General features: G+C 37.8%; 23 protein-coding genes and 1 other RNA gene. 15 read left to right on the top strand and 9 right to left on the bottom strand.

What is annotated here, in order from left to right:
* Positions 1-3 precede the first annotated feature (3 nt).
* The gene (locus AC1M83_RS05975; protein WP_481590224.1) at positions 4-618 is read right to left on the bottom strand and encodes a 5-formyltetrahydrofolate cyclo-ligase; all 615 of its coding nucleotides are present in this window, start codon (positions 616-618) and stop codon (positions 4-6) included.
* A gap of 225 nt (positions 619-843) precedes the next feature.
* On the opposite strand from AC1M83_RS05975, the gene AC1M83_RS05980 reads away from it, so the two are divergent.
* Entirely contained in the window at positions 844-2,100 is a 1,257-nt protein-coding gene (locus AC1M83_RS05980) for a putative solute-binding protein (protein ID WP_481588933.1), read from the top strand.
* Positions 2,101-2,353: 253 nt separating this feature from the next.
* Here the strand turns inward: AC1M83_RS05980 and AC1M83_RS05985 are convergent, their stop codons facing one another.
* The 4 genes from AC1M83_RS05985 to AC1M83_RS06000 form a co-directional block, all read right to left on the bottom strand.
* Positions 2,354-3,328 carry a hypothetical protein gene (locus AC1M83_RS05985; protein ID WP_481590225.1) on the bottom strand — a complete coding sequence of 325 codons (975 nt, stop codon included), beginning with the start codon at positions 3,326-3,328 and terminating at the stop codon, positions 2,354-2,356.
* Positions 3,329-3,729: 401 nt separating this feature from the next.
* Positions 3,730-3,913, bottom strand: a non-coding RNA gene (ssrS, locus tag AC1M83_RS05990) — 6S RNA.
* A gap of 101 nt (positions 3,914-4,014) precedes the next feature.
* Positions 4,015-4,299: a cell division protein ZapA gene (locus tag AC1M83_RS05995; RefSeq protein ID WP_180027932.1), complete on the bottom strand. Its 285-nt coding sequence runs from the start codon at positions 4,297-4,299 to the stop codon at positions 4,015-4,017.
* Positions 4,300-4,301: 2 nt separating this feature from the next.
* Complete coding sequence (locus AC1M83_RS06000) at positions 4,302-4,853, bottom strand: hypothetical protein (protein WP_035269763.1); 552 nt, start codon at positions 4,851-4,853, stop codon at positions 4,302-4,304.
* A 65-nt stretch (positions 4,854-4,918) separates the two neighbouring features.
* On the opposite strand from AC1M83_RS06000, the gene AC1M83_RS06005 reads away from it, so the two are divergent.
* From AC1M83_RS06005 to AC1M83_RS06025, 5 genes are all read left to right on the top strand, one after another.
* Complete coding sequence (locus AC1M83_RS06005) at positions 4,919-5,539, top strand: UPF0149 family protein (RefSeq protein WP_092766815.1); 621 nt, start codon at positions 4,919-4,921, stop codon at positions 5,537-5,539.
* 82 nt (positions 5,540-5,621) lie between these two features.
* Positions 5,622-6,941 carry a Xaa-Pro aminopeptidase gene (gene pepP / locus AC1M83_RS06010; RefSeq protein ID WP_180027929.1) on the top strand — a complete coding sequence of 440 codons (1,320 nt, stop codon included), beginning with the start codon at positions 5,622-5,624 and terminating at the stop codon, positions 6,939-6,941.
* Positions 6,942-7,136: 195 nt separating this feature from the next.
* Positions 7,137-8,345 (top strand): FAD-dependent oxidoreductase, encoded by a 1,209-nt coding sequence (locus AC1M83_RS06015; RefSeq protein ID WP_481590226.1) that lies wholly within the window; start codon positions 7,137-7,139, stop codon positions 8,343-8,345.
* A complete protein-coding gene (locus tag AC1M83_RS06020) occupies positions 8,342-9,580 on the top strand; it encodes an FAD-dependent monooxygenase (RefSeq protein WP_481590227.1) in 1,239 nt (412 codons plus the stop codon). The genes AC1M83_RS06015 and AC1M83_RS06020 overlap by 4 nt, the downstream gene beginning before the upstream one ends.
* A 170-nt stretch (positions 9,581-9,750) precedes the next feature.
* Positions 9,751-9,999, top strand: a complete 249-nt coding sequence (locus AC1M83_RS06025) for a hypothetical protein (protein WP_035269751.1) — start codon at positions 9,751-9,753, stop codon at positions 9,997-9,999.
* 40 nt (positions 10,000-10,039) lie between these two features.
* On the opposite strand, the gene rsmI is transcribed toward AC1M83_RS06025, so the two are convergent.
* Positions 10,040-10,882: a 16S rRNA (cytidine(1402)-2'-O)-methyltransferase gene (gene rsmI, locus AC1M83_RS06030; RefSeq protein WP_481590228.1), complete on the bottom strand. Its 843-nt coding sequence runs from the start codon at positions 10,880-10,882 to the stop codon at positions 10,040-10,042.
* 11 nt (positions 10,883-10,893) lie between these two features.
* On the opposite strand from rsmI, the gene AC1M83_RS06035 reads away from it, so the two are divergent.
* The 4 genes from AC1M83_RS06035 to AC1M83_RS06050 all read left to right on the top strand — a co-directional run bounded on the left by AC1M83_RS06035 (position 10,894) and on the right by AC1M83_RS06050 (position 13,892).
* Positions 10,894-11,823: a penicillin-binding protein activator gene (locus AC1M83_RS06035; RefSeq protein ID WP_481590229.1), complete on the top strand. Its 930-nt coding sequence runs from the start codon at positions 10,894-10,896 to the stop codon at positions 11,821-11,823.
* Positions 11,824-11,837: 14 nt separating this feature from the next.
* Positions 11,838-12,254 carry a YraN family protein gene (locus AC1M83_RS06040; protein WP_481588941.1) on the top strand — a complete coding sequence of 139 codons (417 nt, stop codon included), beginning with the start codon at positions 11,838-11,840 and terminating at the stop codon, positions 12,252-12,254.
* 64 nt (positions 12,255-12,318) lie between these two features.
* Positions 12,319-13,011: a BON domain-containing protein gene (locus tag AC1M83_RS06045; protein ID WP_035266827.1), complete on the top strand. Its 693-nt coding sequence runs from the start codon at positions 12,319-12,321 to the stop codon at positions 13,009-13,011.
* A complete protein-coding gene (locus tag AC1M83_RS06050; RefSeq protein ID WP_481590230.1) occupies positions 13,011-13,892 on the top strand; it encodes an alpha/beta hydrolase in 882 nt (293 codons plus the stop codon). Before AC1M83_RS06045 ends, AC1M83_RS06050 begins: the two co-directional genes overlap by 1 nt.
* 23 nt (positions 13,893-13,915) lie before the next feature.
* On the opposite strand, the gene nudC is transcribed toward AC1M83_RS06050, so the two are convergent.
* The 3 genes from nudC to dnaQ all read right to left on the bottom strand — a co-directional run bounded on the left by nudC (position 13,916) and on the right by dnaQ (position 17,861).
* Positions 13,916-14,674 carry an NAD(+) diphosphatase gene (nudC, locus tag AC1M83_RS06055; protein ID WP_092766807.1) on the bottom strand — a complete coding sequence of 253 codons (759 nt, stop codon included), beginning with the start codon at positions 14,672-14,674 and terminating at the stop codon, positions 13,916-13,918.
* The gene (locus AC1M83_RS06060; protein WP_481590231.1) at positions 14,674-16,314 is read right to left on the bottom strand and encodes a chemotaxis protein; all 1,641 of its coding nucleotides are present in this window, start codon (positions 16,312-16,314) and stop codon (positions 14,674-14,676) included. The genes nudC and AC1M83_RS06060 overlap by 1 nt, the downstream gene beginning before the upstream one ends.
* A 119-nt stretch (positions 16,315-16,433) precedes the next feature.
* A complete protein-coding gene (dnaQ, locus tag AC1M83_RS06065) occupies positions 16,434-17,861 on the bottom strand; it encodes a DNA polymerase III subunit epsilon (RefSeq protein ID WP_481590232.1) in 1,428 nt (475 codons plus the stop codon).
* A gap of 215 nt (positions 17,862-18,076) precedes the next feature.
* Between dnaQ and AC1M83_RS06070 the strand changes: the two genes are divergently transcribed.
* From AC1M83_RS06070 to AC1M83_RS06090, 5 genes are read left to right on the top strand one after another with little or no spacing between them, the layout of a single operon-like run.
* The gene (locus tag AC1M83_RS06070) at positions 18,077-21,289 is read left to right on the top strand and encodes a LysM peptidoglycan-binding domain-containing protein (protein ID WP_481590233.1); all 3,213 of its coding nucleotides are present in this window, start codon (positions 18,077-18,079) and stop codon (positions 21,287-21,289) included.
* Between the two features lie 33 nt (positions 21,290-21,322).
* Positions 21,323-23,176 carry an extracellular solute-binding protein gene (locus tag AC1M83_RS06075; protein WP_481590234.1) on the top strand — a complete coding sequence of 618 codons (1,854 nt, stop codon included), beginning with the start codon at positions 21,323-21,325 and terminating at the stop codon, positions 23,174-23,176.
* Between the two features lie 11 nt (positions 23,177-23,187).
* Complete coding sequence (locus tag AC1M83_RS06080) at positions 23,188-24,258, top strand: microcin C ABC transporter permease YejB (RefSeq protein ID WP_481590235.1); 1,071 nt, start codon at positions 23,188-23,190, stop codon at positions 24,256-24,258.
* A 3-nt stretch (positions 24,259-24,261) separates the two neighbouring features.
* Complete coding sequence (locus AC1M83_RS06085) at positions 24,262-25,272, top strand: ABC transporter permease (protein ID WP_481590236.1); 1,011 nt, start codon at positions 24,262-24,264, stop codon at positions 25,270-25,272.
* A complete protein-coding gene (locus tag AC1M83_RS06090) occupies positions 25,250-26,827 on the top strand; it encodes a dipeptide ABC transporter ATP-binding protein (protein ID WP_481590237.1) in 1,578 nt (525 codons plus the stop codon). The genes AC1M83_RS06085 and AC1M83_RS06090 overlap by 23 nt, the downstream gene beginning before the upstream one ends.
* Positions 26,828-26,919: the final 92 nt, after the last annotated feature.

A 26,919-nucleotide genomic window follows, 5' to 3' on the forward strand; every position in this document is an offset into this window, starting at 1 on the left:
AATTCAGTTGGATTTAGGGTGAATTAACATTCTCCGTTTGAATTTTAATCGTTTTTTAGGGGTGATTAACTCATCTAATGGCTGATCCCAAGGCTGGCGATTTAAAGGATCTAAAATTAATTGAAAGTCATGCGCTAAACCGATGCGATAGGGGTGATTGCTCGCATGCTTTAACGTTCTATCATAAAAGCCACCTCCCATACCCATACGTGTTCCATGATGATCACACGCAACAAGGGGCATCAACAGTACATCAAGTTGTTTTACATTTTGCCCCAATCTATGCATAGGCTCATACATGCCTAATTTATGTTTAGTAAAACGTTTATTTAGATATTGATGCTTTGAAATTGGAACCCATTTTAAAGTTGAATCAAGTCTGGAGACTTTTGGGAGATAGACGACTTTATGCTTTGAAAAGCAATGCATGATTAGGATATGTGTTTGAACTTCACCGAATGCATCTAAATAAATCCCAATTTTTTGTGCAGATTTAAATTTAGAATGAGATTGGATTTTTGACAAAATCTGAAAAGCAGAACGTCGTTGCGTAAAAATTGAGAGTTGTCTTCTACGAGAACGTAGATTTTTTCTTAAAAGTTGTGTCTGCAACTGCATTTCAAACTGTACCAATCTAAGTGCATGTGTAAGGGTAAGTAGTTTATCGATTTTTACTCAGGTTTAATCAACCTGATTTGAATATTTTCGATAGTATATTTTTCATTTACCCTAGGTGTAACAAATAAAAGATTGGGGTCAATTTAATTTTTAATTGAAGCCGATAAGCTGAACTCTATCAGATCAATGAAGCTCTGATCATAAAGAATAGAAAAGGGAACGATAATGAAAAATAAAAAAAACGGTAGTCTATTTAAAAAGAGCAAGCATGCTTATCGTATGGTTATGCTCACGACAGTAATTAGTCTTTCTGGTCTAATCACAAATCATGTAAATGCTCAAACTAACTCTAAGTTGGATTTATCATTGTCCAGCCATTCTGTGAATAAAATAAAAAAACTACTGAATGATCCAAAAGTTTGGCAACAGATTCCGAAACAAGTCACCTTATGTGTGTATTCACCGAGCGGTGCTCATGGTGAAGCATTTGAGCAGGCGACGAGCTATATGAGTGAATTACCACGAATTGCTAAAGTTGCTCAAGATTTTGGCGTGCAAATGACTGTCAATCGTACGGCTAAGCTACAAATGCAGATAGATTTGAATTATCCAAAATTAAAGCAAAAAACATCCACTGAAGTTAATTTAAAAGTCTATACAGATGAACGGGTTTTAACTGAAGACTTTAGAAGTAAACGTTGTGATGGTGCTGGAATAAGTAATTTACGTGCTAAGCAATTCAACTCTTTTGTTGGAAGTATTGATGCAATAGGTGCAGTTCAAAACTATAAACAACTGACTAAAGTGATTCAGCTGTTAGCAAGACCTGAATTTGATTCGAAAATGGTCAATAAGGATTATGAGGTTGTAGGTATTGTGCCTTTAGGTGCTGCTTATATTATGGTAAATGATCGTAAAATTGATACTTTATCTAAAGCAGCTGGGAAAAAAGTTGCTGTAATGAGTTTTGACGCAACCCAAAAAAAATTAGTCCAAAATGTTGGTGCTCAACCAGTTTCAGTGGATTTAACTTCTGTAGGCGGAAAATTCAACAATAAGGAAGTTGATATTATCGCAGCACCTGCAATCTTATTTGAACCTTTGGAACTCTATCGTGGAATGACAAACAAGGGCGAGGTACGAGGCGCAATTATTCGTTTTCCACTGGTTCAAGTGACGGGTACATTGATTATGCATCGAAATAAATTTCCTGCTGGAATGGGGCCCATAGCAAGGGAGATTATTTCCAAGCAATTGACACCAGCTTATAAATTTATTGATCAAACTGAATCTAAAATTGATCCTAAATTTTGGATGAATATTAGAGATGCTGAGAAACCTGGATATTTGAAAATTATGCGCGAAGCTAGAATTCAGATGACAAAAGAAGGGCATTATCATCCTGAAATGATGTCTATCCTTAAAAAGATACGATGTAGTGATGATCCTAAGAATTATGAGTGTGCGCTTCAAGATGAGTAACTAATAATCTAAAAAATAGATGGTTTTTATAATTTTAATCGGTTTTATTTGTTTTTAGCCATGCTTTAAATTACCCACATATTGGTTCATGAGTAAATGTGAGATGAAAATTTTTATCGCAGTAGTTACTTATACTTTGTTGATAAGTGCATGCGCATATGATCCAGTGCATTATGAGCAGCTTAGAATGTCAGAGAACGCGCAACACATGGAATTAAATGGTTAAAAAAGCCCCCAGATGGGGGCTTTATGCCTATTTCTTTTTAACGATATCGCTCCAAGACACATTAGTTGGCACGCCTGAGTTAAAGCGAACTGATGCGGATGATGAATAATCTTTAGTTTGTTCAACGACAATCTTTTGATTGTACTCATCAATAATTTCTAACTTACCGCCTGCTTTCGGGTAAATTCTCCACCACTCTTTTTCGAATGGTTGAGTTACACTGAAGTTAAATGCATATGAAAAATTAGCATCTTTAGGTTGGCCAACGATTGTACCTTTACTTGACACACTTTGTAATTGATCATCAAAAAAACGGTATTCATAATCCTGTAGCCCCATATATTCCAATGTAGTGCTAGGGTTGTTTTTATCTAAAATCTGGAATTTTAAAGGATCTTTTACAGAATAAATTGCGCCATTAGAACCAACTGTATCTTTTACAATTTTACCAGTGACTAAATATAGTTTAGATGTATCAGTCCACGGTGTATAAAGCGCATTATTAAACTCAACTGTGGTAGAGCTTAATGTTTCAGTAAGCGAAATAGATCCTCCTTTAAATGTTACGACTTCCTTGCCGAAACTAGTTGCACAAGAATCATTACCACTTTTTAGCTTGATTGTTTGAGTAGTTCCACTTTTAGTGAGCTCAGTACAAATTGAATTTCTAAAAATTGTAAATGCACTTGTTCCTTGATCTGTTAATTCAATTACTCTACCTGTACGAGTAATGGGTCCATCACCCAATGTTTCGCCAATCATATGTCCTAATGCTTGATTAAATCGATCATCCATGACATTCAAAGATTCTGAAAAACCAAGCTTTTCTTTAAGTTTTGTTAAAAAATCCTTATCTTTAAAAGGTATAAATGTAGAGCTCACATCGCCTGGTTTAATATAATTATCATTTGGCGTGTCAAGCTTCGATTCACTTCCACCACCACATGCACTTAGTATTGCAGCAATACTCGCAACCCCAGCCAATTTTGCTAATTTAGACATATTCTCTTCCTTTAAATATAAATCTATTCTCATTGTTTATAATGTTTGACTAATAATATGAAGTCTTTAAACAATAAGAAGACATTAAAATGAAATACTTTTTGTGTAATTTCTATTATGGGGAATAATAATTTAAATTTTAGAAAAGTTACTAGGTCATTATTAACCAAATTTACAAATAATATGTCAATTTTTTTATATTGTTAAATATATATAAAGCAATAGGTTTAAATAATTAAATAATATTGAGAGTTAAGTATATTTGTTTTAGATTAGTGTCTAATAAGTTGTTTATAGTGAAAATAATGTGATAAAAATCAAAAATTATTAATATTGATTATTAATTTGGGATAAAGCGCAAGGATGTTTATTCAAAAATAAGAAAAAAGAGAAAATAAAATAAAGACTCCGGAGATGCCGCTGCATGTGTCGTTACCCTGAACCCGACGAGTTCAAGGTGGACGCGACGTATACTTACTGGGTTTCCCACTCGAGGTGGGCATACGCTCTAAATATACAGAACACAATCCATAAGTTTAAGTATCGGCAGGGGAATAGACCCGCTGGCGAACATCCCAGAGTTAAATTAAGTATAACGAAATGAGTGAGATTGGCAAACCTTGGTGTACCCATTATTTGCGTGATAATTCACTCAGTAAAACTGACTGTGCAAACTTAGATCAAATTTATACAGTTTTTTCAACGTCTTCCAAGATTGTTGCAAGTAAGCGTTCACAATGAGAATATTCTTGTAAGGATTTGTTCATTGTTAAAACTTCTTGCATAAGCTCTAAAGCCACCATGATAACGAGCTTATTGTGTTCTACGTTAGGTGCTTTTCTACGAAATTCTTGAAATTTCTCATTCAGCAAATCACCAGCACGTTGTAAATCATCTTTCCGATCTTGAGTGGTTGAAAGTCTAAATGTTTGTTCAATTAGTCTTAACTCGACTGTAACGACTTCAGACATAATTATGCTTCCTCATTTTGTTCAGCCGGATTTTCTAATTGTTGGATTTCTTGGGCATGATGATCTTGATCAGTACCTAAAATGGCCAATCGTTGAATGATTTGCTCAACCTTAGTTTTAGCGAGTTCATTTTTTTTGATTAAACGTTGATTTTCAGCCTTCAATTCATCAATTTCTTTTTGAGCTTGACGTTGTTCAGCCAACATTTTTTCTTTGATGACTCTCAACTCATTCCTTTCAGCCAAGATTTCCTGAAATCTATTTTTTAAATCAGTACAACTCTTTTCTAAACGACTATAACGTTCTGCTAAAGCAGTAGCATCTTGATTTAAAGTTTTATAAATACCATCCAATTGATTGTATTTGTCATTTAGACTTTCAATCTGTTCTTGCTTTTGAGTGATGACGCTATTTTTTTGAGCAGTTTGAGTTTGATGAGTTTCCTGAAGTTCTTTCTGCTTAGCTTCAAGAGAACTATTCATTTGTTCGGTTTCGGACAAACGATGTTTAAGCGTGCCTAAATGCGTTTGTAAACGCTGTAATTGTTCTAACATAACGAGGTCGCGTAGTTTCGCAATCAAAGGTAATATATACAGAAGTATAGAGATTGGAAAAGCGAATGCAAGACGATATTTCAGGTTGGACAGATTGGAACCAACAATTCGGTTCAATTGAGGAAATTACTAGTCCTAGTGAGTTACATGGTCTACTTACAGGTATTGTTTGTGTAACTGAACCGCCATCTCATGAGGAGTGGATACAAATTTTGTCTACATTGAATGTGCCTCAATTAGAACCTACGGCGCTTAATTTACTGGCTGAGGAATCTGAAGATGTTTCGCATGCTTTATCAGAAGATGAATTAGATTATTTACCCATTTTGCCTGATGATGAACATGTATTGTCTGAGCGTGTTCAAGCTTTAGCAGATTGGTGTGCAGGAGTGGTATTGGGGTTTGGATTAGCGTCTGGGCATATTCGTGCTGATGAAGCTGAGTTGATTGAACACTTGCAAGATATTGCAGCAGTCGAGTTTGAAGATTCTGATAATGATGAAGAAGGTGAAATTAGCTATCAAGAACTTTATGAATTTGTTCGATTAATTCCAGTGAGTTTATCTGTTGGACGAACCAAGATTGCTGTTGAAGAAAGCTCATTACTGAAACATGTAAAACCAACAATTTCGAAAAAAAATGAGCAAAGTGTCGTTGAGATGTTTACACCTCATCGACCAAGTTGATTACATTTAATCAAGAGTACTACTTAACATATAAGTAGTACTGTATTTTCTTAAATTAAATAGCCTAAGCTGCAGAAAAGATATGAAACTTACTCAATCAGATTTTCAAAAACGACGTGATCAATTAGCCGCTGAAATAGGCCTAAGAAGCATTGCAATTATTGCAACACGTGAAGAAATGTTTAGAAATCGTGATGCTGATTATAAATATCGCGCTGATAGCAGCTTTTTTTATCTAACAGGATTTGCAGAGCCTGAAGCAGTTGCTGTAATTGAAACATTTGATACTGAAGAAGAAGGTTATACCTACAGTTTATTTTGTCGTGAACGCAATCGAGAGATGGAAATCTGGACAGGTTACCGTGCAGGGATTGATGGTGCAGTCGATGATTATGATGCGGATGAAGCTTATGCGATTGATCTACTAGACGAAGAAATCATCGCAAAGCTTCAAGGAAAAGAAAGATTATTTTATAGAATTGGTCAACAAGCCAGTTTTGATGCAAAAATTACAAAATGGATTGCAGAAGCAAGTGGTGAAAGCCGACGTGGTACCGCTGCACCGACACAATTGATTCAGTTAGATACAATTTTAGATGAGATGCGTCTACACAAAGAGCCAAAAGAAATAGAGTTAATGCAAATCGCATCTGATATTTCTGCTCAAGCACATACGCAAGCGATGAAATCTGTACGACCAGGAATGATGGAATATGCTTTAGAAGCGGAGCTGAATTATATTTTTGGTAAAAATGGTTGTGTACCATCGTATAACAGTATTGTGGGTGGTGGTGAAAATGCTTGTATATTGCACTATGTTGAAAATAACAAACAACTTAATGACGGCGATTTAGTTTTAATAGATGCAGCTTGTGAATATGAATTTTACGCGTCAGATATCACACGGACGTTTCCAGTAAATGGTAAATTTAATCCTGAACAAAAGGCGCTCTATAATATAGTGCTCGATGCACAAATCGCTGCAATAGATGCGGTTAGAATTGGTAACTCTTATAAAGAGCCACACTACGTTGCTGTTCGTATTTTAGTGCAAGGCTTGCTTAATCTTGGAATCATGCAGGGTGATCTCGATGAAATCATTGAGACAGAAGCCTATCGTCAATTTTATATGCATGGAACTGGTCACTGGTTAGGCATGGATGTTCATGACGTAGGGGCATATAAAGTCGATGGAGAATGGCGAACATATCAAGAAGGTATGGTGGTGACCATTGAACCAGGTTTATATATTGCCCCTGATGATGAAACTGTCGATCCAAAATGGAGAGGGATTGGTATTCGCATTGAAGATGATATTGTTGTCACTCAAGATGGACCGAGAAACCTGACTGCTAAAGTAGTAAAAACCATTGAAGATATCGAAGCCTTGATGGCGAGTTAACCATTTTCACAAATCTAAAAAGTCGATGGAAACATCGGCTTTTTTTTAATGTCATATTCAATATTGAAAAATGAATTATGGCTTCATCTTCAATAACGCTAATTCATTATAAAAAGTAAAAACTTTATTGTAAGATGAATTTGATTAAGAATTTATGTGTATGCAGCTATTGCTTGCTTTTATAAGGATCAAAACATGCAACAAGAAGTCATCATTGTCGGTGGTGGAATGGTCGGATTAAGCCTTGCTCTTATGCTGGCTAAAACTAACATTGCAGTGAAATTGTTAGAGGCGATCAGCTATCCTAACTATGATGATGCTAACCTTGCACCATATCATTCAAGTTTTGATGCCCGTAATAGTGCGCTGTCACGTCGAAGCGTGCAAATTTATCAAGAATTGGAAATTTGGGATTCACTGCAACAATATGCAACGCCTATTTTAGAAGTAAATATCACAGAAGAAGGAAGCTTCGGTAAGGCACGTTTAATCGCGGCTCAAGAGAAAGTAGAGAGCTTTGGTCAAGTGATTGAGAATGCATGGCTTGGACGAGTATTGTTATCAGAGGTCAAAAAAAATCCACTCATTGAGTTAATTGATGGTGTTCAAGTGACGTCGCTTAAACAGGATGAGAATTTAGCTTATCTTGAAGCATTAAAAGCGAATGAACATTTGCAGTTTCAATCCAAATTAGTCATAGCAGCAGATGGACGTGATTCTTTCTGTCGAAAAGCACTCGGTGTTGGTGCATCAGTGTATGATTATGATCAAGTGGCGATTGTCACTACAGTGCAGACATCCAAACCTCACTCCCATGTCGGTTTTGAACGTTTCAGCCCACTTGGTCCTTTAGCATTGTTGCCTTTACCTGGTGAATACCGTCGCTCTGTTGTTTGGCCAGTGCCTAAAGGTACTGAGGGAGAGTGGCTAGGTGATGGAAATGATCAGCATTTTTTAGATGCTCTTCAAAAAACGTATGGCGACCGAGCTGGTAAATTTGAGAAAACTGGTCGTAGATTTAGTTTTCCTTTATCTCAAGTATTGGCTGAAAAACAAGCAGTAGGACGTGTTGTACTTATGGGTAATGCTGCTCATACCATTCATCCAGTCGCAGGTCAGGGTTTTAATTTGTGTATGCGTGATGCATATGTATTGACCCGATATTTAAAACAACAAGTCATCAAAAATGCCGATTTAGGTGAAGCTGCTGTACTGAAAGAGTATGAAAAATCTCGACTCAAAGATCAGCAACGTGTGATTAAGTTTTGTGATTCTGTGGTGCGAGGCTTTAGTAATCAAAATCCAATCCTAAAATTTGTGCGAAATACAGGTCTAATGTGCTTTGAAAATATTCCAGGTATTAAGCCACTCGTTGCCAATTATGCAATGGGGTTAAAAGCATGAATGATGCTATTTTAGATGTCGTGATTGTGGGCGGTGGTTTAGTCGGAGGATTAGCTGCTTTATTGCTGGCTAAAGGTGGAGTTCAAGCGACTGTACTTGATGCAGCACCGATATTGGATCACGAGAAGACCTTAAAATCATTGAATCCTCGTGTACTTGCATTGAGTCAAGCCACTATTCATTTGCTTAAGCATGTTGATGTATGGGATAAGTTGGCTCGTCAACAACCCTACACGGGAATGCAGGTGTGGAACAAAAATGGCTTTGGTGAAATCAATTTTGGAACATCAGCGCATTCTAAACCTGATCAAGCACAAATATTAGGTTCAATGGTCGAACCAAGTATCTTGAACCTTGCGATTCAGAGCATGATGATCGACCAGATTGATGATTACCGTACTCAGATTCAAGTGAAACATATTGAGCAAGGAAATGGCTGTTGGATTCTTCATCTCGCTGATCAAACTCAATTGAAAACGAAACTTTTGATTGGTGCGGATGGTGCAAACTCATTCGTACGTGAACAAGCCATGATTGATTTGGATGTTTTGGATTATCATCAGGCTGGTATTAGTTGTGCGATCAAGACGGAACAAGCGCATCAACATGTTGCGAGACAAATCTTCTTAGAAACAGGGCCACTGGCTTTTCTCCCAATGGCAAGTTTAGAAGATCAAGAATATGGTCATTGGCAATCTATTGTATGGACTTTACCAGATGATTATGCAGACGAATTTGCGTCACTCTCAGATGAAGATTTCGTACAATTACTGACACGAGAGAGTCATCATATGTTGGGTAAAGTATTAGCCGCAACGCCTCGAGCAAAATTCCCACTGAAAGCACGAGCTGCTCAACGTTATATTAAAGATGGCTTAGCGCTAATTGGTGATGCAGCCCATGTTATTCATCCACTTGCTGGTCAGGGGGTGAATATTGGTTGCCTTGATGCAGCAATTCTATGCGATGTGCTACTTTCTGACTACGCCCGTGGCGTTTGGGCTCATGAGCAAACTTTATTGAAATATGAGCATCGACGAAAATTTCAAAACGATGCCATGATGCATAGTATGTCTATGATTGGGTGGATGGAATCTGCTCCTGTTTTTCCTATTGTTTGGGCGAGAAACTTTGGTTTGAAACAAGTTGAAAATATCAGTGCGTTAAAATCGGCGTTTATGTCGCAAGCGAATGGTTTGAGTCAGCTCAGTAATACAAGATATCAAGTGAATTGAAATCTGATCTAAAAAGAATCATCAATATATATTTTTTTACCAATATGATTAAAAAATATACAAATGAGGTGCTTTAGATACTATGCGAATGATAAAGAGCTTGATACATTTCTCTAAAAATCAAAGCACGTTCCAATCAGGTGCGTGAAAACATTGATGGGGAGTTTGAAATGACAGACGCAAATGATTTTGATGACAACGAAGACAGTGTTGTAGACGAAAATGAATCACAAGCAGCAGAAAAAGGTGCGGCCGTAAGTGACGTTACTGTATCTGATGCCGATGTCGCTGAAGCTGAAACATTAACAGTGACAGCTAAACTCAAACAACGTCAGGCACTGGAAGATGAAGTTGCTGCTTTTCTAGCACGTGGTGGTCGTATTACTGAAGTTCCACCTGATGAATCAATAAAAGATTAATAAAAAAAGCACCATCAATATGGTGCTTTTTTTATTTTGCTTAATCATTCGCACCACTGAGCTCTAGCGCGCGTTGATATGCGACTTTCTTTTTGATTCCGATGAGATCAGCTGCAAGTTGAGATGCTGCTTTTACAGATAAATCTTGCAATAAACGATTGAGTAATTTGTCTAATTCTTCTTGCTGCATGTCTTTTTCAGTGGCTGCTCCAGCAATGACCAGTACAATTTCACCTTTTTGCTGGTGATGATCATTTGCAATAAATGATTGTAAATCTCCAAGGGTCATTTTTTTGATTGTTTCGAAGGTTTTGGTAATTTCACGTGCAAACCCGACTTCACGGTCAGCCCCGAACACAGAGACCATATCCGTTACAGAGTCTAGGATTCGATGTGGTGCCTCATAGATGATCATGGTATGCGTGTTGTCTTTCAGTTTATTTAATTGAATAAGACGTTGTGATTGTTTCGAAGATAGAAATCCTTCAAAACTAAAGTGATCACTGGGTAGACCTACAGCGCTTAATGCTGCAATAGCTGCACATGCACCTGGAACAGGAACGACACGAATACCATGCTCCTGAGCTGCACGAACCAATTTAAAACCAGGATCACTAATCAATGGTGTACCTGCATCACTGACGAGTGCAACATTTTCACCATTTTTTAACTTATCGATAATTATATCAATTTTGTTACTTTCATTGTGATCATGGCACGCTGTAAGCGGAGTTGAGATATTATAGTGTTTCATTAAAAGAGCGGACTGACGTGTGTCTTCTGCCGCGATAAGAGAGACAGACTTTAAAACATCAATTGCTCTATAGGTCATGTCATCTAAGTGCCCAATTGGCGTCGCTACAACAAATAACTGAGCACTCATAAGGTTTCTCCATGTTGGATCTATTAAGAATAAAAAAAGAATTCATTGGTATTGGCTTATGTGGAATGATTTTCCAAGCCCAAGCGGAAGTATTGGTTATTTTACCTGATTCAGGCCCTATGGTGCGAGCAAGTAATAGTATTAAAAATGGTATTGATGAGGCTTATCAAAAGTCTAAAAGTGAAATGCCAATCAAATATGTCAATTCGGATCAAAAACGATTAAAAGAGATCCTAAAGACGCAAGTCAGTCAAAACACCAAACTTATTATTGGTCCATTAGCCAGACAGGATGTCGAAGCAATAATGAAAGAACCGCTTAAAATTCCTGTTTTAGCACTGAATGAAGTTCCTTCTAAGCATGCAAAAGTGTGGCAGTTTAGTTTATCGAAAACTGATGATGCTCAAGTTTTAATTAAACAGATTGAAAAGGATCGAGTTCAACATCTCTATATAGTGCGTGAGTCTGGTACTGAGTCTGAGAGCTTAAGCTTTGTAAATGCCGTGTTTAAAAATTTTCATGGTAAATTTTCTCTAGTCCAACAATTGCCTGATATAAAGTCAAATGAAGGTGTGTTGCTTTTAGGCAGTATGGCGTGGATCAACTCATTGAAGAATAAGCCTTCAAAACGTTTGTATGTTCAGGCTTTTGCTATTGATCATAATATGGATATTCCGAAGGGAACTAAATTCTGTGATGTTCCAGTCATGGTTCAATTTTTAAAAAAACCTAATCAAACAACAGAAAATACTGCTGCATTCCAACGTCTCAATGCCTTCGGTCAAGATGTTTGGCGTTTGGCGGATTTGATGTTGAAAACGAAGAATCCTGATCAAATATCAATTCAAGGTCAGACTGGGCACTTGAGTTTTAAAGAGCATCGGATCGAAAGAAAACCTGCGTGCTTCGAGAAAACATGGTTTAGATTAAAAAATATTTAAGAGGACTTAAATGGATGAGTTCTCAACAATTAGGTATATGGGCTGAAGACCAAACTGAAAAAGTCTTGATCTCACAGGGTTATATTGTGCTGGCTCGAAATTTTCATTCTCGTTATGGTGAGATAGACCTGATTGCTCAACGTGATCTTGAGCTTATATTTGTTGAGGTCAAAGCCAGATCAAAAACAACCTATGCTTCAGCACTAGAATCAATATCATCGAGCAAGCAAATTAAAATTGCGAAAACAGCAATGTCATTTCTTCAAAAATTTCCAAGCTATACAGAGTTTTATTATCGTTTTGATGTGTTTTGTTTTGATTTTCATAAAAAAATTGCAAAACCGTTACAGCATGAAATTTCTGATATAGATTATGATCTCGAGTGGATTGAAAATGCATTTACAATAAATGCAGACTTGATTAATCTATGAACCGAATGAGCTAAGCCATTTCCAACAATAGAAAAAATTCAAGTTTCACGAGGAGACGGATTGAGTGTTGAAGCGTATTGTAATTTCGATGGCGTGTGTTGCTAGTCTTTCAGGCTGTGCAAGTTTTATTTCAGGTGGAACTGGCGCAGAACCAGTTGGGGTGGTGAGTGGAGCTCGTTCTTTAGGTCAGGTATTTATTGACTCTTCAATTGAACGTACAGCAAAGATCAATTTATACAAATTGGATGCTCGTTTTAAACAATCTCGAGTCAATGTGAATAGCTTTCACAGTAATGTCTTGTTAACAGGTCAAGTGCCTGATGCGCATTTGAAACAGTTAGCAGAAGATAACGTTCGAGCGATGAGTGATGTGAAATCTATTCATAATTACATCACTGTTGGTCCTCAAATTGGTTACTCTACCATCATGCAAGATGCGACTGCGACAGCGAATACACGTGGCTTAATTATGCGTGCGCCAGTTGTTTCAGACAGTAAAGTCTTGGTTCATACTGAAGATGGCGTGTTATATGTGATGGGACGCTTAAATACAGCTGAAGAGCAAGATCTCATTGAAGTTTTACAACGAGTAGGGAATGTCACGAAAATTGTTACTTTGATTGATAACGTGGAATCTGCTCAAGTAGGCGCAGGTGTTCAATCATCATCACTTATGAACCCTTCAGCGGTGAGTACTCAACCTTATGTTGAAACACCCGTTGCAATTGATCCTGATGCTGGTGTCAGTTACCAATAATGTCGAATAAGATTGCGCAATTTTTTCCGAAATCAGTTCAGTTAAAACTGACCGAATTGAATCAAAAACTGAATGCTTTTCGCCCATATAATTTGGGTGGTTTGGCATTAAATCAATTGACCTCAAATAAAGGCTATTCTGTAAAAAGAAATATTGCTTATGGTCTTAAATCTCGGCAACGACTGGATCTTTATGTTTGCCAAGTGCCAGCGAATAAACCTTTAGTTATATTCGTGCATGGTGGTGCATGGAGTAGAGGAAGCAAAGACGATTACAAGTTTCTTGGAGAAAGTTTGACTCGTGCTGGATATAACCTCGCCGTAATAAACTATCATCTGGCGCCAGAACATATTTTTCCTCGTTACGTAACTGACCTTGCAGATTCAATTCAATATTTAATCAAAAGTGCTGATAAATATGGTATTTGTGCAGATCAAATAGCGCTTATCGGACATTCTGCTGGTGCTTTTAATGTGATGTCACTGATTTACCATCCTTCATTCATTGACTTTGAAGGACGAGATCGAATTAAAGCGTTGATTGGTTTGGCTGGACCTTATCACTTTAACTATCTAGGTGATCATTTATCTGAACATGCATTCGATAAAGCAGTAAATTTCAAAGCGGTGATGCCATACTATTTTGTAGAGAAAAATAATATTCAGCACTATATTTTTCTAGCAGATCAAGATACGTTGGTAAAAGATCATAATTCTGAAGAGATGCATCAAGCACTGTTAGCTGTAGAGAATCATAGCCAGCTCATTCGGGTGCCTCGTACTGGACATGTATCAATCATGGCAACAACTGCCACATTATTTGATCGACTCTTCAAAACTCGATCTCTCATCCTGAAAGTTTTAGAAGAGTCCTTCAAATAAATCTATAACGATTCGGATTTGATTTATTCAGATTTGAAAGGAGTATTGTGAATGACATGTTGAATCATGGCATGCGCAATACTTCCTGCAAATGGAATTTCTGGTAAGTCATCAAATTTAAAGAATTGGGCATCACTAATTTCATCTTCTTGAAGCACAATTTCACCTGAATCATACTCGGCTCGAAAAGCAATCATTAAATTACTTGGGAATGGCCAAGGTTGGCTGGCAAGATATTGAATATTTTTAACGTTTAGACCAATTTCTTCCATGGTTTCGCGTTGCACAGCCTCTTCTAAAGTTTCACCAACTTCGACAAAACCTGCAATTAATCCATACATATTGGATTTATTTTTTGCATTTTTCGCCAGCAAAATTTCATTGTCACCTCGTGTGATTACGGTGATAACACAAGGTTGAACACGAGGGTATTGGTGATAATTACATGCTGGGCAGATCATGGCATATTCTGAACGGTGAACATCCGTTTCTGTACCGCAATGACTGCAAAATTTATGATTACGACGCCATTCTAATAATTGAACTGCTCGACTCGCTTGTTCAAATTGTTGCTTAGACCATTGAGTGATCAACTGTCGGATTGGCACAAGTTGATAACCTTTAGGAATTGCTTCTTCAATATGTAGATCTCGTGCAATTACCTGATCACCAGATTTGAAAATCAGATCACTCTCTAAACGTTCAACACGTGGTAATTGGAAGTTTTCATCGACGAGAAGTTGATGTTGTTTAAAAATATAAGCAACAGAGAGTTCAGACATTAGGCAACCGCTTTAATTTTTTGACTGCTGATGAGTGCAGTCTCAGATACTGATTTATGAATAGGATAATCATACTTCAAGCCATCAAGATGAAGCTCTAGACTGGCAAGCACATCTAGAATGTGCTGAAGTTGTTGGGGGGTGAGTGATTTCTGAATATCGTAATAGTGTTCAACCGCCTCAGCACTATTTTTTAGCGCATTACTTAATATTTGAGCATCAAGAAATAGAGCAGCTCCGCTTAATTGTCTTAAATTGGTTGTGATGTTTAATAAATCATTTGTGTCTTGAACATCATTGCTTTGAAAAAGTTTATCGCCTAGTTCTTGCAAGAGAATTCGAGCTTCTTTTTGCAGCGTTTCATGTGCATCATCTAGCCGATCCAGTGATATATTCATATTATTCACATCAAGTTGAATGCGAGTTGGTGCGAAATTTCGCTTCAAAATCCCGATAGAGTTCATAGCCGATAGCATGCTGTTCATTAATCGTTGAGCAAAATCGGCATTTTGTTGAATATAGGTTCGATGAAAATGATCTGCTTGCAGTTTCATCTCTGCATAAGCTTCATTAAGATTCATGACTAAAAAGATATTTGCCATACGATACAGCTTTAAGCGAATATCTAAAATTTGATCGTCAGTAAAACTTTGATAGTGACTTTCAATATCTAACCTTAATTGATTCAATTCTTCTGTAATCAAGTGAGCAACGGTATCGATTGTTCTTTGATCAGGTCCAAACAGATGGCGACTAAAAATTTGTAGTTGAACATCAGTCAAAATGTTGTCCGAGATTTGAAAATACTCACGAAGCATTTGTGAATCGTAGTTTTCTTGGCTAATACAAATCGCTAAAGCATTAGCAAAGTCAGTTTCATCGACCTGAAAATGCTGGGGTGCATTTAAAAACTCTCGGATCTGACTGCCAACTTTAGCCAACCATTTTAGGCGTGCATCACTGAGAATGAGTTGGTCAAGTTGATTAAATGCGATTTGCATCAGAAGCCAATATTGTTGACTCGGTGTTTCAAGAGAGAGCAGTGCTATATGATCTACAATGAGTTTAAAACGATCAAAATCGTCTTCAGTTTCATTTTGCGTCACTATTTTTATTAAACAATCTTTATATAGTGTATTCCAATAATCAGATGAATTAATCTGATTCGATGATGCTTGCGGTGTTAAAGTTAATTGTTTCTGAGTGGTCTGAATTCCATTACCCAATGCTGTACAATGGATATTCAATACTCGCTCTAGATGGTTAAGTGTATCTAAGAGAAATTGGGGGACATCGACTTCACGTAAGCAAATAAATTCAATATATCGTTTTAGCATTGTTGTGCCATCACTTAATGCGGCGGCGTATTTCAGGTTTTTTGCGGTTGGATTTTGCATCATCTTTGACATGACTTGCGCACAGTAGTGTGCAAGTTGTGCGAGATGAGGAAGTTCGATCATGGCAAAAACTTGATTGGATTGCTCAAGTCGAATGAATGCGTCATCTATCCCAAAAGGAAGTGTTTGATCCTCGATAAGCTCTGATACTGTATTTTCGACCTGATCGATGATTTGATCAATTTCTTTTTTAACAATAAGTAATGCTGTAGGGTCAAAATAAATTGAACTTTGATAAGACATCGATCGAAACCTATGTTGGCCATTAATTTTGCTCAGATCCCAGATAAGGGGAATTTTTGCTCTAAATGAATATAGCCGAACTGATCGTACTTTACAAAATGAATCAAGCAGATGGAAGATTATTTAGCAAATAAGCACGGCTCGCCATTTTTTTCTTGGTAATCTTCGATCCATTTTTGGTGTGCTGCTAATTCCTCATCAGAAGCATAAATGATTGGTAAATCTACCTCAATTTTTTGGTACTGATTTTGTCCAGTTTCAGAATGATAATCATGCGCTGAGAGTGCATCGATATCAAATGAAACTTGACCACCTGTCATGGCTAAATAAACATCTGACAGAATTTCTGCATCCAGTAAGGCGCCGTGGAAGGTACGATCACGCTGTGGAACTTCGTAGCGTTTCACTAATGCATCCAATGAGTTCTTTTGACCTGGATGTTTCGCTTTTGCCATTGCAAGTGTATCGGTCACTGCGCAGACTTCTGAAAGCGTACCAAAGCCAGCACGTTTGAACTCCATATCTAAGAAGTTCATATCGAAAGTTGCGTTGTGTGCGATAATTTCTGCACCTTTTAAGTACTCGTACAGTTCAGCAGCGATTTCTTCAAATATAGGTTTATCTTTCAAAAAATCATCAGAAATACCGTGAATTGCTTCAGATTCACCGACTGGTTTTTTGGGATTGATATAAATGTGAATTGAACTTCCTGTCAGTTTACGATTGATCATTTCAATCGCACCTACCTCGATAATACGGTCTGTATCTTGATAATAAAAACCTGTAGTTTCCGTATCTAAAATCAGTTGGCGTGGTCCCTGTAAATTTAAACGAGCAGGTGTGACCACAATATGTGGATGCGATTTTTCAGCTAACTGAGGAACGCTTTGATCTACAGATTCAGAATTTAAGTCCTGTGCATCAACTGTCTTAATAATATCCTTAATAATATCTGAGGAGTTTGAGGTGACTTCGTCCGTGCTGTATTCAGCTTGATCATCATTTTCTGCTAAATCAATTTCAACTTCTTCATCTTGATCATTGAGATCTAAACCAAACGGATCATTGAGCAACCAATCTTCAGACTGTTTTTTTTTATCATTCGCTTGCAGGGAATTTTTAAATTGTTCAGCCGTTTGGTCAGCGCCTTGATTAGCTAACTGATCTGCCATTTCATTGCCTGGATGTCCTGCATGACCTTTAATCCAGTTCCATTCAATGTCTCGACCTTGACAAACTTGATCCAAAGTTTGCCATAAATCAGGATTTTTTACGTCTTTCCAATTTTTCTTTTTCCAACCACTGATCCATTCAGTAATACCGCGTTTTACATAGTTTGAGTCTGTCCAAATGATCAGCTTTGCATCAACAGGACAAAATTTGATTCCTTCGATTGCAGCGGTTAACTCCATACGATTATTGGTCGTGTCTGGTTCACCACCACATATTTTATGTTCTGTATCCTTAGTGATGATGTAAGCACCCCAGCCACCTAGCCCAGGATTACCACGACATGCGCCATCAACATAAAGTGTTATTTCAGACATAGTTTGAACCAATCAATCGAATAAAGTGTTGAACATCAAGTTCGGAAATTTTATTGTATACGTAAATGCGAAACATCAGTGCGATAACTGGATATTTTTTAATGTCTTGTAACATTTATAAGCAATTACTCATCAAGAAGAGACTTGCCTGAACAACGAGCTCCTCTAAAATGGCTTATATACAATAAATTTACTATGCGTCTTTCGGAATTTGTATGTCTAAAACAACCACCGCAGTGTGGCAGCCATCTGCAACTTTTTTATTTAAAATTTCAGTAATTACTTCCGCAGTAACCGGATTAGGCGTAATGACTGGCTGTACAGCGAGTCCCACTTCTGCAAAGACGCAAAAGTCGAATCAACTCGGCATATTAGATGCCAGTAGCTTAGATTCACTTGAAGATCTTTTATCTGCAACTGATATGCGTGCAGTTGAAGGTGATCGTTTACTTATTTTAAAACACGGCGATGTTTGGAAACGTATGACCGTTGGTTTTAAAATGGATGAAACAAAGTGGGATCCACGGATTGATGCTCAAAGAAGTTGGTTTATTACGCGTCAGCCTTATCTGGATCGTTTATCCGCTCGAGCTTCTCGTTATCTTTATCATACTGTAAAGGAAGCAGAGCGCCGTGGATTACCTACAGAACTTGCTTTACTTCCCGTCATTGAGAGTTCCTATGATCCAGCTGCAACGAGTTCAGCGGCAGCTGCAGGGATGTGGCAATTCATCCCAAGTACAGGTCGTATTTATGGATTAAGACAGACCAATTTGTATGATGGACGCCGTGATGTAGTTGAGTCTACACGTGCAGCCTACGAGTTTTTAGGAAGTTTATATAACCAATTCGGTTCATGGGAATTAGCTTTAGCGGCTTATAACGCTGGTCCTGGACGTATTCAACAAGCGATTAACCGTAATAAGGCTGCTGGCTTGCCTACAGATTATTGGTCATTACGTTTGCCTCAAGAGACAATGAACTATGTTCCACGTTTCCTTGCAGTTGCACAGATTATCAAATCCCCTGAAAAGTATGGCGTCAGATTACCACCAATTGCGAATCGTCCTCACTTTAGAGAAGTTCCAGTTCCAGCAGGTGCGAGTTTAAACGAAATTGCTTCTCTGACAGGCTTAAGTCGTGCAGAACTTTATCAACTGAATCCAGGGCATCGTGGTGATATTATTGATCCTCAAAGTCCACAGCGAATTTTAATTCCAGCAGATTTAAATCCAAATATTGATCGTAAACTTAAAGCACTTAAACCAAGCAGTACAGGTCTATGGGCGAGCGCTTCAAGCCCTGTTTCTACATCTACTCCAGCAACCACAATTACAACGACAGTAAATACACCAAAAGCTTCAAATGCTTCCGTATTGGCAACTCAAACAGCGAAGCCAGTTAATAATACTCAAACACCTTCAGTATCTACAACAATTTCAACTTCGAAGGGTAGGACTCCTTCTGGTTCTGATGCATTGGCAGCTTTTGCTGCTTCGGCAGTGGTGCCAAGCGCACCTCGTATACCTGTTGCTGTTAAACCGGCGCAAAATGTTAAACCTGTACGTGTAGAACCAGAAATCACTGCTGAAGAAAAAGCCAAAATCTTAGCTTCAATTGCACCTGAAAAAACCACAACAACTACGAGTTCTGATCAAATTATTGCCTCGGTCATTGAACCACAGGCCACTGAAGCAGAAAAAGCGGAAGTCGTTAGAGAGATTAGTGCCATTGCACCCCAAGGTACTGAGATTGTTGATCCGTTGGATGGCAAGATTAAATTAACTGCGATTCAAACAAGTCAATCTGTGGCAGCAGGACAAGGTTCAGAAGTTAAAGTTGGCTTTGCTTATCCTAAATCTGTAGCAGAAAGTACTTTGCCTACTTCTGAGGAAGCCCAGCTTAATCAAGGTAAGGCATTTAAGAAAACTGAAAGTGAAGTGGTTGTAGAACCACCTAAGGGTAAGCGTAGTACGTATACGGTACTCCCTGGTGACACGCTAGCAATTATTGCAATGAAAAACGGCGTAAGTTGGAGAGATATTGCAAAATGGAACCAAGTAGATCCAAATGCAACCTTATATGTAGGTGCGACCCTATATCTCTACGATGCTAAACCAGTAGCATCTGCTCAGAAAACGGATGTAAAGCCAGCAAGTTATATTGTAAAAGCAAATGATAGTCTGACTAGTGTTGCAAACCAGTTTGATTTGAGTGTCCAACAATTGGCTGAATTGAATGGTCTAACTATCAATAGTAATTTACTGGTTGGGCAGAAGTTAAATCTAACCCAGTCTCAAGCATCTAAATCAAGCAAAACTGAACAAGCGGTAACAAAGGTTCAAACGAAATCTTATACGGTTAAACGTGGCGAATACTTAAAGTTAATCGCTGATCGATACGGACTTTCGACTCAAGAGTTAGCGTCATTAAGCTCAGGACTGAAAGCTGATAGTAGCCTCTATGCGGGTCAAAAAATTAATGTTCCTTTAGAAGAAGTGCAATCTGCTACAGCTTCATCTACGACTCGCGCGAGTAATGCTAAAACTGTACCTGAAATTCAGACTGAAACTTACCGCGTACAACGAGGAGATACGTTGTACAACATTGCAAATGCGAATAAGTTAACCGTTGTTGAGTTGGCGACACTGAATAATTTGGATATTGAAAAAGGATTGATGGTTGGTCAAACCATTAAAGTACCGGTGGGATCTAAAGTACCAGAGCAATATGTTGTTCAATCAGGCGATAGCCTGAATGCCATTGCAAGAAAATATAATCTTTCTGTTGCACAGTTAGCAGAAATGAATGGCTTGCGAACGAATGCTGGATTACAAGTTGGGCAAAAGCTGAATTTGAAAGAAGATGAAAATAAAGCTTCCACTAAGCAGAGTTCAACACGAAATAATTCGGTTGCTGAGAAAGTGGAGTCTCACACTGTGAAGAGTGGAGAGACCTTAGCAAGTATTGCGCGACAATATGATATGTCGCTTCAATCATTACTTACGCTGAATGATCTAAATGCGAGATCAGTCCTTCAAATTGGTCAAAAATTAAAAGTAAGTGGCAATGTTGAAAAGGCGGTTGCGAGTACTGAAAAAACACCAGTCCGTCAATCAAAATCGCGTGATACAGAGGATTATGCTGTCAAATCAGGTGAGTCTCTCCATGTTATTGCTACACGATTTGATATGACTGCAAAAGAACTTGCAGATCTCAATAAGTTGAACCTACGTGCTGGATTGCAAAGAGGTCAAATTATTCAAGTTCCTAAAGTTGTTACAGATTACAAAGTCCGTAGTGGTGATTCCCTGTACAGAATTGCGAATCGATTTGGTATAGACATTGATCAGCTTGCAGAAATGAATGGTTTGAAACCAAACACACCTTTACAGATTGGTGCTACGATTAAAGTTCCACATTCTTAAGTCTGCTTAAGCAATCAGGAATTTCATTTCGAGATGTGCATTTCATCAACTTTGTCAAAAGCAAAGTTTATTCTCCTCTTTTTGCCCATTCATATCAGTGCATGGGCAAATCTTCAAACGACGCCTTATATTGCTTTACAGTCAAAACCGAAATATCTGAATTTAGATGCGATGCCATATGCCAACCCAGACGCACCAAAGGGTGGAAAGTTGGTGAAAGCGGCTGATGGGACATTTGATAATCTAAACGGTATGAATGGGCAAGGAAGTTGGGTTGAAGGTACAAATTACTTGTTCGATACGCTATTTTCCAAGTCATTAGATGAACCAAATGTGTTTTATCCACTTTTGGCTGAGAAAATTCAGTTTGATCCAACCCGAACACAATTTGTGATTTTTCATTTAAATCCACGTGCTCGATTTAGTGATGGATCTCCTGTACTGGCTGAGGATGTTAAATTCACGTTTGAAATGTATTTAACCAAAACCAATCCCGGTTTACAGATGTATTTGTCTGATTTAGATAAAATTCAGGTTCTGTCTAAACATGCCGTAAAAATGGTATTTAAATCAGAAAGAAATACTGAAATGCCAGCAATACTTTCACAGATGCCAATTTTTTCTAAAAAAGATTGGCAATCTAAAGATTTTAGTCGAGCAACACTCAAACCCATTTTAGGATCAGGGCCATATACAATTAAAAATCTTGATGCTGGTCGTAGTATTACCTATCACCGTAATCCCCATTATTGGGCTAAGGATTTACTTGTAAATCGCGGTCGTTATAATTTTGATCAAATTAAATATGTTTATTACCGTAGTTCGGACATTGCATTTGAAGGATTTAAAGCTGGACAATATACATTTCACCAAGAGAAATTTGCTCGTAAATGGAAGACGGAATACAACTTTCCAGCATTTAACTCAGGATTGGTTAAAAAATATAGTGTAGCTTTACAAAACCCTGCTCCGACACAAAGTATCGTTTTTAACACACGAAAAAAACCGCTAAACGATATCTATTTTAGACAAGCAATGACCTATGCTTATGACTTTGAATGGCAAAATAAAGCATTGTTTTATCAACAATATCAACGTTTACAAAGTCATTTTCAGTTTAGTGAGCTCGAAGCAAAGTCAGTACCAAGTCCAAAAGAATTAACAATATTAAAACCTTATTTATCTCGGTTACATCCTTTACAACGAGAAGGGGTATTAAAAGCGTGGAAATATCCCGTCACTGATGGTACAGGCTACAATCGTAAAGGCTTACTCACTGCTCGGAAAATTTTAATTGACCAGGGGTATTCATTTAAAAATGGTAATTTGCATGCGCGTGATGGAAAACCAATTCAATTAGAGTTGCTTCTTCATCAAGAGGGCTTACAACGGACGCTCATGCCTTATATTCGAAATTTAAAAAAATTGGGTATTCAGGTTTCGATTCGCCAAGTCGATATGCCTCAATATTTACAGCGGATGCGTCAATATGATTTTGATTTAACCACGATGGTGATGCCTCAGTCACTAAATCCTGGGAATGAGCAAGCGCAATTTTGGAGCAGTCATGCTGCAAATGAAGAGGGAAATTATAATTTTTCTGGTGTGAAAAATAGCGTTATAGATGAAATTATAAAGCGTATTATCCATGCACCTGATCGAGAAAAATTAATATTAAATACACGTGTCTTGGATCGTTTATTACGTGCAGGATATTATCAGATACTTACTTATGGAAATGATCGTGAATGGTATGCGTATTGGAATATGTATAAACAGCCACAGATTAAACCAAAACTTGCTGTTGGTGAGGATTATTGGTGGGTAGATCAAAATCAAGCTCGCAAAGTGGCTGCTTATCTTGGTCAAAGTAAAGGCTCACGTTAAAGGTTAAATTTATGGGTCTTTATATACTTAAACGACTTTTGCTAATCATTCCCACCTTATTTTTGATATTACTCATCAATTTCGCCGTCGTTCAAATTGCTCCTGGTGGACCTGTTGAACAGGCAATACAGAGAGCTGAACAGTTTCAAGGCATTGGTGTTGTGTCTGGTTCGACATCTCACATCAATGAAGTCCAGAGTCATTATCAGGGTACACGAGGACTCAGTCCTGAAATGGTTGAGCAGATCAAAGCGCAATATGGATTTGACCGCCCTGTGCATGAGCGCTTTTTTAAAATGCTCAAAGGATATCTTCAACTCGATTTTGGAACGAGCTTTTTTAAAAATAAATCAGTAACAACATTAATTTTGGAAAAAATGCCAGTCACGATCTCCCTTGGCTTATGGAGTACCTTACTGATCTACAGTATCGCCATTCCTCTAGGGATTAGAAAAGCGAATAAACATGGCGGTCTGTTTGATCAAACGACCTCCCTAGTATTGGCCGTAGGTTATGCAGTGCCAACTTTTGTATTTGCTATTCTGCTTATTATGATTTTTTCGGGGGGATCGTATTTGCAATGGTTTCCATTACAAGGATTGGTCTCTGAGAATTTCGCTGAACTCAGCTTCATTGATAAAGTAAAAGATTATTTTTGGCATCTTACATTGCCTGTCCTTACTATTATATTAGGTGGATTTGCGACCCTCACATATCTAACAAAATACTCTTTTATGGAAGAGTTAAATAAACAATATGTGACGGCAGCTCGTGCTAAAGGTCTGACCGAGCCACGCGTTTTATACAATCATGTTTTCCGTAACGCCATGTTGATCGTTATAGCAGGATTACCTGAAGCACTGATCGGAATTTTTTTTGTTGGCAATCTATTTGTAGAAATTATATTTAATCTTGATGGTTTGGGATTGCTCGGATTTGAGGCAATTCAGCAGCGTGATTATCCTGTAATTTTTGGAACATTGTTTATCTTTACGTTGGTCGGTCTAATTTTGAGATTACTCAGTGATGTTCTATATCAATTGATTGATCCAAGAATCAATTTTGATCGTCAAGGAGCATAAAAAATGTCTCCACTTTTCGATCAACGAATTTCAAAATTTAAGTCACATCGACTCGGATTCTTCAGCTTCATTTTATTTATCGCGATCTTTATTTTATCCTTGGGGGCAGAGTTTATTGCCAACGAAAAACCAATACTTATTTATTATAAAGAAGAAATTTATTTCCCAATTTTTAAGCCTTATCCTGAAACAACATTCGGTGGTGTCTTTGAGACTGAGTCTGATTATAAAGATCCAGCTGTTCAAGAATTGATTAATGAGCATGGATGGCAGATTTGGCCTATCATCCCATTTTCATATCAAACACCTAATTATGAATTGGCAGAAGCTGTACCATCTCCACCGACCTCCGTGAATTGGTTAGGCACAGATGATCAAGGTCGTGATGTCTTGGCAAGATTAATATATGGTATTCGTATCTCTTTGCTGTTCGGCATTGCACTTACTATTGGATCTGCATTCATAGGAATTACCATTGGTGCTGTCCAAGGCTACTTTGGCGGTTGGTTGGATCTGATCGGTCAAAGGCTGTTAGAGGTGTGGGGTGGTCTACCAATGTTATTTATTGTGATGATCTTAGTGAGCATGTTTACACCAAGCGTATATTGGCTGTTTTTAATTATGCTGATGTTTGGTTGGACTGCGTTAGTTGGTCTTGTTCGTGCAGAGTTTCTGAAAGCCAGAAATTTGGACTATGTGCGAGCTGCGAGATCACTCGGTGCTACAGATAGTCAAATTATTATCAAACATATTTTACCCAATGCTATAAGTTCGTCACTCTCACAGCTTCCTTTCATTCTTACCGCTAATATTACCGCACTTACAGCATTAGATTTTCTGGGCTATGGTTTGCCACCTGATACAGCTTCAATTGGTGAAATTTTATTGCAGGGTAAGAATAATCTATCAGCACCGTGGTTGGTTTTATCTGGATTTTTTAGTCTAGCAGTTGTGTTATCTATTCTTATTTATATTGGAGAGGCTGCTCGAGATGCATTTGATCCAAGAGGCTAAACCAATACTTGAAGTCAACAAGCTCAATATACAGTTGAATGAACAAAAAATCTTAACTGATTTGTCTTTTAAGCTAAATGCGGGTGAGACAGTAGCGGTTGTTGGTGAAAGTGGTTCAGGAAAATCTTTAGCTTGTCTAAGTCTTCTAGGTCTTCAAGATCGCGCTCTAGACTTAAGTGGTGAAATCATATATCAAAATGAAGATCTGCGTCTAAAACACGAAGATCAGTTGCGCTTAATACGTGGCAATAAGATCGCGATGATATTTCAAGAGCCAATGACAGCGCTTAATCCATTACATACAGTTAAAAAAATTATTTCAGAACCATTATGGTCGAAGGGGCTTAAGAAGAAAGACATTCGAAAAAAAATAGAAGAAGTGCTTTGTGATGTAGGGTTGGGGAACTCATCAGACATCCTCAAGCGATATCCACATCAGTTGTCTGGTGGTCAGCGTCAAAGGGTAATGATCGCAACAGCTCTGATTTCGGAACCTGAAATTTTAATTGCAGATGAACCAACAACAGCCCTTGATGTATCACTACAGAAACAAATTTTAAATTTAATTAAAGACCAAGCGCATCAAAAAAATATGGCCTTAGTTTTGGTTAGTCATGATTTAAGGTTGGTGCAACAATATGCTGATCAGGTATTGGTTTTGTCTAAAGGTGTCACAGTTGAACAGGGTGATGTCTCTCAAATATTCCTGCAGCCTCGCCATGAATATACTCGACTGCTCCTTAATCAGCAGTTTGATTCGATTTCACCTATCAGTGAACAGCCCAAAGAACTTTTAAATACTGAACATCTTCGAGTGCGCTATCCACCTAAGCTGAATTTTCTGAATGTATTTAAAACTCAATTTATAGCGGTGGAAGATTTAAGTTTCCAGCTTAAACAAGGAGAGTCGCTTGGTATTGTAGGTGAAAGTGGGTCTGGAAAAACCAGTGCTGCACTCGCGCTTGCACGACTCATAGAGTCAACAGGTACCATTGAGTTAAATTGTATCAATCTTAATCAGTTGTCTGACAAGCAATTAAGAGCGCATCGAAAAGATTTTCAAATCGTTTTTCAAGATCCTTTTTCGAGTCTCAATCCAAGAATGGATGTTTTGTCATTATTAACTGAAGGGTTAAGATTAAAAAAATTGAGAAAGAGTGAAAAATTAAATCTCGCGATTCAAGCCCTTGAAGAGGTTAATCTCACAAAAGAATTTCTTGATCGTTATCCTCATCAAATGTCGGGTGGACAGCGACAAAGAGTATCGCTGGCCAGAGCACTTATTCTGAAACCTCAATTACTCATTCTGGATGAGCCAACATCTGCATTAGATCGCAATACACAAATAAAATTGGTGAAATTACTTCAAGATATACAGCAGAGAACAGGGATCAGTTACATCTTTATTAGTCATGATCTGAAAATTGTGAAAGCGTTATGCCATCGAGTTATGGTGATGAAAGATGCAAAAGTTTTAGAAATTCAAGAGACAGAACGTTTATTCCGTGCACCGATTCATGCTTATACGCAACATCTTATACAAAGTAGTTTATAAAAGTTATTTGACAAGAAGGATTGTCAATTCTAGACTGAAATTCAGGGAAGTCACGCCTAATTGGTTTTAGGTTTAGATAAGCACAAAATTGA

This window comes from Acinetobacter sp. 25-47-130 (assembly GCF_056779705.1).

Excerpts from the sequence above, each read along its gene's own strand:
- AC1M83_RS05975 (WP_481590224.1), bottom strand. The coding sequence starts at position 618 with ATGCAGTTGCAGACACAACTTTTAAGAAAAAATCTACGTTCTCGTAGA.
- AC1M83_RS05980 (WP_481588933.1), top strand. The coding sequence starts at position 844 with ATGAAAAATAAAAAAAACGGTAGTCTATTTAAAAAGAGCAAGCATGCT.
- AC1M83_RS05985 (WP_481590225.1), bottom strand. The coding sequence starts at position 3,328 with ATGTCTAAATTAGCAAAATTGGCTGGGGTTGCGAGTATTGCTGCAATA.
- AC1M83_RS05995 (WP_180027932.1), bottom strand. The coding sequence starts at position 4,299 with ATGTCTGAAGTCGTTACAGTCGAGTTAAGACTAATTGAACAAACATTT.
- AC1M83_RS06000 (WP_035269763.1), bottom strand. The coding sequence starts at position 4,853 with ATGTTAGAACAATTACAGCGTTTACAAACGCATTTAGGCACGCTTAAA.
- AC1M83_RS06005 (WP_092766815.1), top strand. The coding sequence starts at position 4,919 with ATGCAAGACGATATTTCAGGTTGGACAGATTGGAACCAACAATTCGGT.
- pepP (WP_180027929.1), top strand. The coding sequence starts at position 5,622 with ATGAAACTTACTCAATCAGATTTTCAAAAACGACGTGATCAATTAGCC.
- AC1M83_RS06015 (WP_481590226.1), top strand. The coding sequence starts at position 7,137 with ATGCAACAAGAAGTCATCATTGTCGGTGGTGGAATGGTCGGATTAAGC.
- AC1M83_RS06020 (WP_481590227.1), top strand. The coding sequence starts at position 8,342 with ATGAATGATGCTATTTTAGATGTCGTGATTGTGGGCGGTGGTTTAGTC.
- AC1M83_RS06025 (WP_035269751.1), top strand. The coding sequence starts at position 9,751 with ATGACAGACGCAAATGATTTTGATGACAACGAAGACAGTGTTGTAGAC.
- rsmI (WP_481590228.1), bottom strand. The coding sequence starts at position 10,882 with ATGAGTGCTCAGTTATTTGTTGTAGCGACGCCAATTGGGCACTTAGAT.
- AC1M83_RS06035 (WP_481590229.1), top strand. The coding sequence starts at position 10,894 with ATGTTGGATCTATTAAGAATAAAAAAAGAATTCATTGGTATTGGCTTA.
- AC1M83_RS06040 (WP_481588941.1), top strand. The coding sequence starts at position 11,838 with ATGAGTTCTCAACAATTAGGTATATGGGCTGAAGACCAAACTGAAAAA.
- AC1M83_RS06050 (WP_481590230.1), top strand. The coding sequence starts at position 13,011 with ATGTCGAATAAGATTGCGCAATTTTTTCCGAAATCAGTTCAGTTAAAA.
- nudC (WP_092766807.1), bottom strand. The coding sequence starts at position 14,674 with ATGTCTGAACTCTCTGTTGCTTATATTTTTAAACAACATCAACTTCTC.
- AC1M83_RS06060 (WP_481590231.1), bottom strand. The coding sequence starts at position 16,314 with ATGTCTTATCAAAGTTCAATTTATTTTGACCCTACAGCATTACTTATT.
- dnaQ (WP_481590232.1), bottom strand. The coding sequence starts at position 17,861 with ATGTCTGAAATAACACTTTATGTTGATGGCGCATGTCGTGGTAATCCT.
- AC1M83_RS06070 (WP_481590233.1), top strand. The coding sequence starts at position 18,077 with ATGTCTAAAACAACCACCGCAGTGTGGCAGCCATCTGCAACTTTTTTA.
- AC1M83_RS06075 (WP_481590234.1), top strand. The coding sequence starts at position 21,323 with ATGTGCATTTCATCAACTTTGTCAAAAGCAAAGTTTATTCTCCTCTTT.
- AC1M83_RS06080 (WP_481590235.1), top strand. The coding sequence starts at position 23,188 with ATGGGTCTTTATATACTTAAACGACTTTTGCTAATCATTCCCACCTTA.
- AC1M83_RS06085 (WP_481590236.1), top strand. The coding sequence starts at position 24,262 with ATGTCTCCACTTTTCGATCAACGAATTTCAAAATTTAAGTCACATCGA.
- AC1M83_RS06090 (WP_481590237.1), top strand. The coding sequence starts at position 25,250 with ATGCATTTGATCCAAGAGGCTAAACCAATACTTGAAGTCAACAAGCTC.